The organism is Nostoc sp. GT001 (assembly GCF_030382115.1).
Taxonomy (GTDB): domain Bacteria; phylum Cyanobacteriota; class Cyanobacteriia; order Cyanobacteriales; family Nostocaceae; genus Nostoc.
Genome location: NZ_JAUDRJ010000003.1, coordinates 1,939,430 through 1,951,821 on the forward strand (window position 1 = coordinate 1,939,430; position 12,392 = coordinate 1,951,821).

The following is a 12,392-nucleotide window of genomic DNA, read 5'->3' on the forward strand; positions in this document are numbered from 1 at the left end:
AGCAATCCAAATTGAAACGTGATAAAATGTATAGGCAAAAAATAATTATCTATAAGTGTTGCAGCGATTTTATTTATTACTAATAATTTAAGATTGCTATTATTAGTAATAACTATTCTTGTTTAATTTTTTAGTCAAGTAAAATTCCAACCCAGCAATTGAGCAACTTGAGCCGGGAGGGTAACTGGATTAAAGGGTTTAAGAATTACACCTGCAACTTGATACTGTCGCAAAATTTGCGAATCCAACCATCGCGCTTTCGCACTGAGCAACACTACAGGAATAGCTTGAGTTTCTGGATGACTTCTTAGTTTATTCATAAACTCAAAACTAGCCAGATCGCGGATTGAGATATCTAATACAATCGCATCAGGAGTATGGTGTACTGCATTCTGCAATCCTTCTAATGGAGAATCTGCTGTCACCACATTCCAACCAGCTAAATCTTGGAGGCAAAATTTTACTGTCTCACGGACATGCAGTTCATCATCAATGAGCAATATCGTTTTGCCGATTATATTTACCTCCTCTAGCATGTTCATTTGATTTCATATACCTTTCTTAGTTACAGATAAAAATCTTTTATCTGTAATCAAAAAAAATACATTACAAAAATAAAAAACTAATAAAGATATAGATTTTGTTACCAAACTTCACTATTAATCGTTCCACCCCAGAATCTCACTAACTTCGTTGCAAATAGAGGTGGGTTCAAAAGGTTTGGTGATAATCCCGGCAATTCCCATCTGCGCAAAACGGGCGCGATCGCTTCCTTGGACTTTCGCTGTTAATAGAATCACTGGAATCCCTTGGGTTGCTGAATTTGCCTGAAGTTTTTCGTAGACTGCAAAGCCATCCATGTCAGGCATAGAGACATCAAGTAGAATGGCATCAATGGTTTCTGTCTGGGCGATTTTTAGTCCTTCTGACCCTGATACAGCAGTCAGGGTGTCCCATCCTCCCAAGTCTTCTAAACAAGCTTGTACTAATTCGCGGATTCGTTCTTCATCATCCACAATTAAAAATTTTTTAGTCATTTGTCATTTGTCATTTGTCATTTATTATTCTCCCCTGCTCCTCGGTCACTGAGCATTGGTCATTGAGCGTAGCCGAAATGAGCCGTTCGCGCAGCGTCTCGCAGAGAAGTGCTGCCCCCCTGCCTAACTTCCCGGCAATGGTAGAGTGAAGAAAAACGTGCTGCCAGCACCAAGAGTACTTTCAGCCCAGATTTGCCCACCGTGCCGATCAATAATACTACGACAGATAGCCAATCCCAAGCCTGTGCCGCCTTTGGTGCGAGAATCAGAGGCATCTACTTGCTGAAATCTTCCAAAGATTGCTTCTAACTTATCTGCTGGAATACCTCGGCCTTGATCCGTTATTTGGAATAGTACGCGGTCTGTTTGCTGTTGGACACTGAGAGTAATAGTAGAATCGGCAGGTGAGAATTTAATTGCATTACCTAACAAATTGGTGAGTGTTTGCACAATAGCATCAGCAGCCGCCCAAACTTGAGCATTGGTAGGGTGGATCTGAAAAGTAATATTTTGCTGATTAGCGATCGCTTGCACTACGGCTACTGCTTGTTGAATTAAATCAGCCGCATTGCAGGTGGTTTTTTCTAAGACGAGCTCGATCCGATTCTAAGCGTTCCAAATCGAGAATATCGTTGACTAGACGCACTAAGCGATCGCTATCGATGGCTGCAATCTCAATCATCCGCTTAAATTTGTCTGGTTTTTTGTCGTAGATACCAGTTTGTAGTAAGCCTAGTGCTGCACGAATTGCAGTTAAGGGAGTGCGGAGTTCATGACTAACGATGCCAATAAACTCACTCTTGATCAAATTAATCTGTTCTAGTTCAGTGATATCTTCGGCAATCCCAGCAATCCGAACTAACTCGCCGAGTTCATTTTTGATCGGAAATGCGCGATCGCGAATCCAACGAATTGAACCATCAGGGCGAATAATGCGATATTTGTTATCATAGTGCCCTGTTCTGAACTTTTCAATGAATTCAATTTCGACCCGCTGACGATCTTCTGGGTGAATTGCATCTAACCAATTTGAATGGTTATGATACAAGTTTTCACAACTGTTTTGCCAGATCGTTTCATAGGCATTACTCACGTATAGAACTTGTTGATTGCGAATATCTTTGATCCAAAATATTGCTTGGATGTTTTCTGCCATCTGACGAAACTTTTCTTGGCTCTCGCGTAAAGCTTCTTCGATGCCTTTGCGCTCAGTGATATCTTGGTGAACCGCAACCAGAACGTCGCCGTAATCGGGATGCCTGAATACAGAAGCCGTCACACTACACCAAAATGGCGTACCATCTTTTTTAAGATTCTGGGCTTCATAGGTAGCTTCTGTATTTTGTAAAACGGTAGACAGAGTGGCTTGATTTACATTTTCATTAGTTACCGATCTGGTGACATAGTTGATAATCGAAACGTGTTGGCCGTTGAGTTCACCAGAGTCATAGCCAAACATCTGCTCAAATTTCGGATTGGCATAGACAATGATTGCATTATCAATTCTCACCAAGCAAATGCCTTCCCCCATATTTCGGGTGATTACAGCCTGAAGCTCCAGCATTTGCGCTTGTTCTAAAAGTGTGAGTTGAGTTTGTTGCTGCTGTATGACTGTTTTTTGTAGGCGATCGTTCGTTTCTGTCAGTTGGGCAGTGCGTTCTTGCACCCGTTGCTCAAGTTCGGCATTCAGTCGTTGTAGGTCAATTTCTGCCTGTTTGCGCTCTATTAGTTCTGTCTGTAACTGTTTGAACAAATCTGCTTGCTGGATAGCAATGCTTACCTGCGCTCCTAATTGCCGCAACAGAGCAATTTCTGAAGATTGCCACTCACGAGGACCCCTACATTGATGAGCTGCCAATAATCCCCACAATTCATCTCCCAAGGAAACGGGAACGACCAGATTTGCCCTCACCTGGAGACTTTCTAAAAATGCAACGTGACAGGGACTAATTCCAGCAGTATAAATATCAGTTTTCGCAGTGACTAAGCCTTGTTTAAAGGGTTCGACGTTCTCTTCACCAATGCAAGGGTCATGAATTTGGAGTGGTAAAAGAGCCATCCATTCTGGTGCAACAGACTCAACAATAATCGTTCCACCCCAACCTGGATAAAATTGGAAGATAGTGACGCGATCGCACTCCAGAAATTGCCGCACTTCATCGACAGTAGTTTGCAAGATATCTTGTAAATTTAGCGATCGCCGGATACGCTGGGTCATCTCCATCACTAAGCGCTGTTGCTCAAATTGCTGTTGCAGCGTTTCTTGTGCTTGTTTGCGCTCGTTAAGAGCCATCCGCAGTTGTTCGGCATTTTCTTGAGACAATTGTTGATTGAGTTGTTGAATCTTCCGTCTGCTGTACTGAAGATTGCTAGTGATTAGGTTAATCACCAAGGCAACCAGTAAAAAGATACTTAGCCGCAATAATTTTTCTGGTTGACCGAGCCAGATTTGGGATCGCGGATGCATCAATAAATAATCAATTGCTACTGTCGAAAGGACAAGTGTAACGATCCCTGGCCGAAAGCCACCATACCAAGTACTGACAATAATAGCTATATAGAAAAAAGCACCAATGGTTCGGGAAATAAGCGGTTCTAACCAGAGTGACAGCAGCAGGGCGATCGCAGGCTGAACCAATAGCCACACTGTAGGCTAATAATTGCTGATAATTTCTCATCATGCTTTACTTCTCCCTGCCTGAGAGCGCCAACGCGTTCTTTGAATGCGGCTCAGTACCCGTGTCACAAGTTCTGGCCCTAGCACTGGCTTGCTGATAAAATCATCGGCTCCGGCAGCAAAAGCTTGCTGAAGAAATTCTGCTTCGGTATGGGCTGTAACTACTAAAATCGGTAAATCTCCCCACTGGACATCCTGGCGCACGACTTTGCACAACTCTAACCCGTTCACTATCGGCATTTCTAAATCTAGCACCACCAAATCAGGAGATGTTGCAATCAGCACCTTCCAAAATTGTTGTGATTGGGAGAGGGTGATTACTTCCAGCCCCCAAGGAGTTAACAACGCCGATAATCCAGCCAGTATTACAGGGTCATCGTCTACGATTAAAACTTTGGCTTCGGAAGTTTTCGGTTGAGGTAAGACACGAGCGATCGCTTGAAAAATCTCCTCGGTTGTCGCCGGTTTATGCAAAAATTGTCTAGCTCCTAAACGCGATACTTTCAGTCGATCTGCTAGGGTATCTCGTCCGGTAAAAACAATTACTGGGATATTTGGCGATCGCTCTACGATCTCGCTCAATAATATTAATCCGTCTTCCTCTATTTCTGTAAAACTCAAATCCAGTAAAACAGCGTCAGGATTTGCTAGCGAAAAAAGCGATCGGGCGGTTGCTAAGTTTGGTGCAACCTTCATCCTGATTCCCCATGAATCGGCTTCTGCCTGCAACTGCTGTGTCAGCATAGTATCATTATCGATTACTAACAGCCGATGAGTTTGCTTCATCGGGACGTTTGGAGCAGTGGAAGTGACAGCAGGCTTGGTTAACTCTTGCTGTAATGCTGTTACCAGTTGCGAGAAATTAGAGATTTGCTCTGGAGATAGGGAGGAATTTTCAAGCAGCAAATGTTCTATTTTCCGTCCGAGCCGGGAACCCTCTGGATAACCGAACGACCCCATTGAACCTGCTAGCTTATGGGCTTCACGCAATGCCCTCTGCTGTAAATCTTCATGTAAATTCCCTGCCAAGAGTGCGGTTTTTGCTTGCTCCAGCACTGCAACCTGTCCAACAAAGGAATTACGAAATCGCTCCAGCACCCGATTTACAGAAGTCATATCTTTGGGGCTGGGTTTTTTCTTGCCATCTTGATTCTTTTCCCCAACAGAGATGGAGCAACTAGGTGGAGGCTTGATGCGATAGCCCATACCATATACCGTTTCTAGAAATTCTTCTGCTATACCTGCTGTTTTCAGTTTCTTTCGCAAGTCTTTAATATGAGTCGTAACTGCATTTTCAGTCGGTGCATCCCCAAATCCCCAAAGCCGATCTAGAATTACTGCACGACTAAAGATCCGGTCTGGGTTTTGCAAAAACAACTCTAGCAATTTGTATTCTGTGGCTGTGAGGAGAATTTCCTGCTCATTACAAGTTACTCTGCTAAGCACTTGGATCTAAAGAGAGATTTCCCCAGGTTAATGTGGATGATGAGATCGCCCCATTGCGTCGTAATAAAGAGCGAATTCTGGCTAGTAATGCTTCTGGGTCGAAGGGTTTTATGACGTAATCATCTGCTCCGGCATCTAACCCCGCCACAATATCTGCATTAGAATTTTTCCCTGTTAACAACAGAATAGATTTACAGTAGCCTTGCGATCGCAGTTGCCGACACAAGGTAATCCCATCCAGTTTCGGAATTAGCCAGTCCAGCAAAATCAACTCATATTCAGTCGATAGCGCTAGTTCTAATCCCGCTTGTCCATTGCTTGCGATGTCGATAGTATAACGATTTGCACTCAACAACTCGAAGAGTGCTGTACTCAGTAATACGTCATCCTCTACCAACAAAATTTTCATAAGTCGTATCAAAAGAAGATGCTTATGGCATCTTCGCGATCGCAGGATACACCCTCTGCGTGGTCAAACTTTTGTATAATTTTAATATATTGTTACAAACAACACAACAAGTTAATTTATATTTTGTAATCTGACATATTTCTTTGCAAACCTTAATAGATAAAGTAGTATTTCCCTTTACTTGGATTATGAGAAATTTATCTAATTATTTTGTCTGTAAAAAATTATAATCCTCATTAAATCTTTAGATTTATAGATTATTTTTTGAAAGTCTCAATTCTGCTCTAGAAATTATGCAATACCTATACTATTTGGCCAATGCTAGTCTGACACTGCGGGTTGTGGAATATTTTAGTAGGAATGACTTTTATGTGGAATTTATTACTGTACTTAATCAATTTCATGGTTGGGTAATCAACGTCAAAATTAAATCTTTTGTACCGGAACAAAAAGATAAAGATATTAAAGCTTTCTTGAGCGAAGTGGGAATTATTTACTCACCACCCGAATTCATAAGTAATGTTCTGAGCAGTTTGGAAGCTGGAGAATCAGCAATTAATGTTATGGAACGCTATAAGGTAGCAGTAGTTTCTCATGGTAGACCGCAACCCAATGAAATTGAAATATTCCGACAAAGTTATATCCGTGGATTGGGCTACTGTCCGCAAAACTTAGCTTGACATAAACTTAGACAATTACAGACTGGAGTTTAGACTAAAAGCGATATGAGAGAACGCAAATCAAAAGGAATTAGAGGTTAAAAATATTATCTTGTCAGCCTCAAAGCATCCGCGACCTTGAACAATTTTTGTGTAGTATGCTTGCCGAGAAAATAATACAATAATGATAATCATGAAAATGGTGGGAGAGAAACGAGCATCGCTCGTTTCTCTCCCACCCCCTTATTCGATTATCATTATCAGATAATGAGCAAGAAAAAAGGGGTGTCTAATTGAATACAGCCCCCCTTTTGGCAGAAAGTGAGAAAAGAACTACCATTACTCACCTGCCAACATGAAAAATGCCAGACTTGAAGAGTTTCGTCAAGTAGCTTACAAATATTTAGGTAGAGCTAAAGATGCGACGTTTGAATTAACAGATGCCATATTGCTGACTCGCAATGTTTATTCCTTAGCAGATTTATCCTTATCACCAGTATTTAGACGCAAGTGGCCAAGCATCTATGAAGCCTTACAAGATAGCAGACCACAAAGACAAAAATTGATGCAGCTATACATCAAACAGATCCCAGCAGAGGGACGACCATTGTTAGCAGGAGACCATACAAACTGGTCACGCCCAGATGCAGTAACGTTACAAGAGAGAACTTATGAACATAGTGGCACATCCATAGCTGGAAATAAACCGATTACCATTGGTCAAGGATATAGCACAATTGCCTGGATACCTGAAAAATCAGGCAGTTGGGCATTACCTTTGAGACATGAGCGGATCACAAGTGGGGAAAGTCCAATAGGGAAAGCGGTTTGGCAACTTAAACAGGTGTGTAAATATTTACCTGTTAGACCGATTTCAGTTTGGGATAGTGAATATGGATGCGCCCCTTTTGTCTTAAAAACTGCCAGTATTCCCGCAGATATTCTCGTTCGGTTGCGCTCAAATTTGTGTTTATGGGGTGAACCAGGAGCTTATCCAGGGATTGAGCCGTCCCAAGAAGCATGGTGATAAATTTAAGCTCAATGAACCAATAACATGGAGTGAAGCCACATCTGTGTTGGAAATGAATGACCCAAAATTAGGGCGTGTGCGTGTTAGCTTGTGGAAAGATTTACACTTCCGTCAGGCTGCTACACGCCCAATGTTACTCCTGCGGGTTGAACGTCTCGACGCACAAGGCAATGAACGAGTATCCAAACCTTTGTGGTTAGCTTGGGTAGGAGAAGAAATCCCACCATTAGAGGAAGTTTGGTGTCTCTACTTGCGTCGCTTTACCATTGACCATTGGTATCGCTTTTTAAAGCAACGTCTACATTGGACAGTGCCACAGTTCAGTACTCCAATAGCATTGTGAAAGATGGAGTGACCTCATGCCTCTGATGACTTGGGAATTGTGGTTAGCCCGTGATATTGTAACTGACAATCCTTTACCTTGGCAGAAGTCTCAGGGTAATTTGACCCCTGGAAGAGTTGCTCAAGCTATGGGTGGAGTTTTCGCGGCCATTGGTACTCCCACCTCTGCACCCAAACCTCGTGGAAAGTCCCCTGGTTGGCAACCAGGAAAAAAGCGTCACCGTAAAAACCGATGTCCGATTGTTAAAAAAACTGTAACACGACCACGCAAAGAACCATCAATTGCAGTTTAATACTCAAGATTATTGATAATTTCACTAAGTCTCTGATTAACTCAGCCCTGCTGGGTCATTTTGCATGGCTTAGTCTAAACTCCAGTACAGAATCAAACACTGCCATCCCCAACTTATACCAATTCAATTAATGATTGCAACACATCCTTGGGTGAAGACGCGACGCCAGTCGCTACAACGGGGAGGCAGCGCGGTCTTGGGGGTTCCCCCCATGAGCGACTGCCGTGGGAACCCCCGCAACGCGCTGGCTCATGAATCGCGTCTCTACAAATGGTCTATTTGTCGCATTCTTTTTTTTTAACTGGTATTAAATCTGTGCCAGTGTATTTGTACTATATATATATTTTCTGTTTGATTTCTAGCCAGTTGTGGTGTTCGTGCAGCGTCTCGTAGAGAAGCGGTGACGCTTGTGCTGCATCCACCTTAAGGTGGTTCGGAGAGCGTAAACGTCAACAACTGGCCATTGGGTGGGATTTTGAGACGGGAATTAATCCCTTGGAGAATTTTCTCAATGTCCCTGTAACCCTGTTGATATATAAATTAAAACTGCAACAGAAAAACTTTGGATGCCAAATTGCCAAAAGCACTAAACACAAATAGACATCTTGCAAAAGTAACTGCAAGATGTTGGGGCAAGGTTAAAGATTAAAGGGGAAAAATTTCATACCTTTACCCTTTACCCTTTACCCTTTACCCTTTTCCCCACAATGCCAAGAAGTCTAATAGACTTCTTACATAAACGCTATATATATTTAGAAGGATCGGCTAGATTTGCAATCATACCTTGTATGGTAGTTCTGCACCCACTTTCAGATTTCATCGACTGCGATTTTGCGATCGCCAACTCATCTTGTAGCTATTGGTACGAAGGGCGTTGTCCGCAAAGTGGCGATCGCCTAAAATTACCCCGCACTTCAATGTCCGAAGCGATCGCCCACGGACTAATGCAACATCTTGCCAAGAATGACTGTTATTCTCGTGAAGGGAAGATGTATGGAATACTATTAGTTGAACTGCCTAATGGCGAACAACGAGTACTAAAAGCTTTTTCTGGTCTTTTGAATGGTTGCAGTGTGGTTGAAGGCTGGGTGCCGCCAATTCCTGGACGAGATGAAGTTGCTTTTGAGGAAAACCGGACTTTGGCACAGTTGGACGCGATTAAGCAAGAAATTATTACCTTGAAGCAACTAACCGAACGCCAGCAGTATGAAATCCTGTTTAATGGCTTTGAGCAGCAGTTACAAGCAATGAGCGATCGCCATCGCTATTGCAAACATCAACGACAAGAAAAACGTCAGCTAATCTGCAATACACTCACTCCCGAAGCGCTTACTATTGCCCTTGAACAACTTGACGAAGAGAGTCGTCAGCAGGGAATTGAGCGACGACAACTTAAACGCCAGCAAAATGCTGTATTACAGCCCCTACAAAAGGTAATTGCAGCGGCGGATGCGCAAATTAGCGAATTGAAACAACGGCGCAAAGCACTTTCTGGTCAATTGCAAGCTCAAATGCACGCTAGCTACAGTCTGACTAATTTTTCCGGGCGATCGCAATCATTGCAACAATTGATGCCAGGAGGTTCGCCCACTGGTACAGGAGACTGTTGTGCCCCAAAGCTGCTGCATTATGCAGCAACACATAATCTCAAACCATTGGCAATGGCAGAATTTTGGTGGGGTGAGTCGTCCGTAAATCAGGATAAAGTTCAAGGAGAGTTTTATGGAGCCTGTGCCGAGCGATGTCAGCCATTAATGGGGTTTTTACTTTCAGGGTTAAGACCTAACCCCCCAGCCCCCTTCCCTCGCAGGGAAGGGGGAGGGAGAAGCCCCTCCCCTGATAGGGTGGGGGTTTGGGGAGAGGTCACTTTACCGATTATTTATGAAGATGAATGGCTGATTGCTGTCAACAAACCTGCTGGATTACTTTCAGTACCCGGTCGTTATCGCGATCGCCAAGATAGTGTTTTGAGTCGCTTACGTAATTTGTTACCTGATGGTATGGTGCTTATATCTCTGCATCGCCTAGATCAAGAAACTTCTGGGATTTTGTTGTTAGCACGCGATCGTCAAACCCATCGGCAACTCAGCCAGCAGTTTCAGCAACGGCGGATTCACAAGGTTTATGAAGCCATACTTTCGGGTGTTTTGACAATTGAGCAAGGTAAAATTGAACTGCCATTATGGGGAGATCCTGAAAATCGCCCTGAGCAAAAAGTTGATTGGCAACACGGTAAGCCCAGCTTGACACACTTTCAGGTAATGGCGAGAGAAGGAGATTATACCCGCGTAGAATTTACACCACTAACAGGACGCACTCATCAGTTGAGGGTTCATGCTGCTGATACACGAGGACTTGGGATAACTATTTTAGGCGATCGCCTTTATGGATGCTGTGCAGTTACTAGTAGGTTACATCTACACGCCAGAGAACTTCGCTTCGAGCATCCGCAGTTAGAAAAAACCTTGCATTTACAAGCAATTACGCCATTTTGACTAGTCATATTACCCCTCTTCTGTCACTTTCCGAGTAATCTAAATAAAAGGATTAAAAGAAAAAACTCTGGAAGGTAAGCAGGGCAATGGATGTAGAATTACAAATCCTGAAACATTTGGCAAGAGACGCTCACCCAACAGTTGCCACGATAGATGAATATTGTGCAGAGTATGAAGACCTATTTAAAGAAGTAAGAAATTATGAGTGCTTCAAATATTTACATCTGGGAATAATGTCCCAAATTCAAAGAAAATCATTACCAGAGATAGCGAAAGTAGTAAGTATAAACTCTGCACAGTCGTTACATCATTTTCTAGCCAATTCAGATTGGTCAGTAAATAAGTTAAAACAACGAAGATTAAATAAATTAAAGAAAGAATTAGATGGTCAGGCAATTACAGTAGTAATAGATGAAACAGGAGATAGGAAAAAAGGTAAAAAGACTGATTATGTGGCTAGGCAATATTTAGGAAGTGTGGGTAAGGTAGATAATGGGATAGTTTCAGTCAATGCTTATGGAATTTGCTCTAACATAACTTTTCCATTAATTGTAAAAGTATTCAAACCCAAAGGAACCCTAAAGGAGTCAGATAAATATAAAACTAAAATAGAGTTGGCATCAGAAATTATTACTGAATTAATCGAATTAGGCTTTAATATTGAATTAGTATTAGCAGATAGTTTATATGGTGAAAGTAGCCAATTTATTAGAAAAATAGCTGAGTATAAATTAGATTATGTCGTAGCGATAAGAAGTAATCATGGAGTCTGGTTGCCAGCAGGACAGAGGGTTAGGGCGAATAAGTGGTGTAAATTTGAGAGAACATTTAGCAATCAGAAATCAGAAATTAGATACATTAGGGAAATAATTTATGGTAAAAAAAGAGCCATAACTTACTGGGAAATAACTACTGACCCAGAAACTATGCCAGAAAATTCTACCTCCTTCGTGATGACGAATCTTCAAGGGAATTTGAAGAAGACTTTAGGCGATTTATATGGATTAAGAACCTGGGTAGAATATGGGTTTCGACAGTGTAAACAGGAACTAGGCTGGACAGATTACCGTTTCACTAATTTCCAACATATTGAGAGATGGTGGGAGATTATTTTTTGTGTTTACACGATGATTAGTTTAAATTCTCCAGTCTTCTTAGGCTTCAATCAATCTCGTCAACTTGAGACTGAAGCACAAGAAAATAGTGATGTTGATTTTTCTAATCATCCGCAATGGAATCATGAATCAGGATGGAAGAATACTTTAAATAATCTGCGTCTCATTATCCAACCACTTTTACTATTTTGGTTAATTTATCCCTGGTTAAGTATTTTCCCTAATTCACAGTTGTTACTGGGATTCAATCATTTAATTGCAGCCATGAATCAATTTAAACCCTTTTATGCTTCTGGATGATTTAGCTCCTGAACTACTTGCTTATTCCGGAGAGTGACAGAAGAGGGTTACAGCAGATTTCAAGTCGGTGAGGTACACAAGCTAAGTCTGTTACCCGTTTTACTCCTGAATTCTGCTGTATATCAGCTTGATTCCTTGAAATCCCAAGAACCCCAAAGAGATAAAGCTACGCTTTATCTCCCCTAACAGCTAGCCTATTGCTTTTTAAATTTGTATGTGATAGTTTCTGCTTGTAGTTAATTCAACGGTTATCCGACCGACTTACAGTACTTATAGAAATTAATATAGCTAAGAGGCTTCCCAATAAAAACTCCTGTGCCCAGTCCCCAATTATCAATCTGGCGATCGCAAATCTAAAATTTAAAATTGTATGACTAAAGTATTCATTCTCGATGCCAACAGACAACCGTTATATCCAGTACGCATCAGCCATGCTAGGCTGCTATTGTCACAAGGTAAAGCTACTGTCTTCCAGCGATATCCTTTTACTATCATTCTGAAGGAGTCCCTTTCTCATCTAAAACTTGAGCAACTTGGCTTTAAAATTCATCCTAGTATTAAAATAAATCGTAATTGAATTCTTAATTAC

The 12,392-nt window shown here is 41.8% G+C and carries 10 protein-coding genes and 1 pseudogene; 5 read left to right on the plus strand and 6 right to left on the minus strand.

Features of this window, described 5'->3' with window-relative positions:
• Positions 1 to 134 precede the first annotated feature (134 nt).
• From QUD05_RS11060 to QUD05_RS11085, 6 genes are all read right to left on the minus strand, one after another.
• The gene (locus tag QUD05_RS11060) at positions 135 to 542 is read right to left on the minus strand and encodes a response regulator (RefSeq protein WP_289796080.1); all 408 of its coding nucleotides are present in this window, start codon (positions 540 to 542) and stop codon (positions 135 to 137) included.
• A gap of 117 nt (positions 543 to 659) precedes the next feature.
• Positions 660 to 1,037, minus strand: a complete 378-nt coding sequence (locus QUD05_RS11065) for a response regulator (protein WP_289796081.1) — start codon at positions 1,035 to 1,037, stop codon at positions 660 to 662.
• Between the two features lie 123 nt (positions 1,038 to 1,160).
• Positions 1,161 to 1,571, minus strand: a complete 411-nt coding sequence (locus tag QUD05_RS11070) for a sensor histidine kinase (RefSeq protein WP_289796082.1) — start codon at positions 1,569 to 1,571, stop codon at positions 1,161 to 1,163.
• Between the two features lie 25 nt (positions 1,572 to 1,596).
• Positions 1,597 to 3,684: a PAS domain-containing protein gene (locus QUD05_RS11075; RefSeq protein WP_289796083.1), complete on the minus strand. Its 2,088-nt coding sequence runs from the start codon at positions 3,682 to 3,684 to the stop codon at positions 1,597 to 1,599.
• Positions 3,685 to 3,714: 30 nt separating this feature from the next.
• A complete protein-coding gene (locus QUD05_RS11080; protein ID WP_289796084.1) occupies positions 3,715 to 5,160 on the minus strand; it encodes a response regulator in 1,446 nt (481 codons plus the stop codon).
• Positions 5,153 to 5,569, minus strand: a complete 417-nt coding sequence (locus tag QUD05_RS11085) for a response regulator transcription factor (RefSeq protein ID WP_289796085.1) — start codon at positions 5,567 to 5,569, stop codon at positions 5,153 to 5,155. Before QUD05_RS11085 ends, QUD05_RS11080 begins: the two co-directional genes overlap by 8 nt.
• A gap of 293 nt (positions 5,570 to 5,862) precedes the next feature.
• On the opposite strand from QUD05_RS11085, the gene QUD05_RS11090 reads away from it, so the two are divergent.
• The 5 genes and pseudogenes from QUD05_RS11090 (at position 5,863) to QUD05_RS11120 (ending at position 12,380) form a co-directional block, all read left to right on the plus strand.
• A complete protein-coding gene (locus QUD05_RS11090) occupies positions 5,863 to 6,249 on the plus strand; it encodes a hypothetical protein (protein WP_289796086.1) in 387 nt (128 codons plus the stop codon).
• Positions 6,250 to 6,583: 334 nt separating this feature from the next.
• Positions 6,584 to 7,893 (plus strand): annotated as a pseudogene (locus QUD05_RS34010) (NF041680 family putative transposase).
• A 788-nt stretch (positions 7,894 to 8,681) separates the two neighbouring features.
• Entirely contained in the window at positions 8,682 to 10,388 is a 1,707-nt protein-coding gene (locus tag QUD05_RS11110) for an RluA family pseudouridine synthase (protein WP_289796089.1), read from the plus strand.
• A gap of 86 nt (positions 10,389 to 10,474) precedes the next feature.
• A complete protein-coding gene (locus QUD05_RS11115; protein WP_289796090.1) occupies positions 10,475 to 11,803 on the plus strand; it encodes an IS701 family transposase in 1,329 nt (442 codons plus the stop codon).
• Between the two features lie 370 nt (positions 11,804 to 12,173).
• Entirely contained in the window at positions 12,174 to 12,380 is a 207-nt protein-coding gene (locus QUD05_RS11120; RefSeq protein ID WP_289796091.1) for an RRXRR domain-containing protein, read from the plus strand.
• Positions 12,381 to 12,392 lie beyond the last annotated feature (12 nt).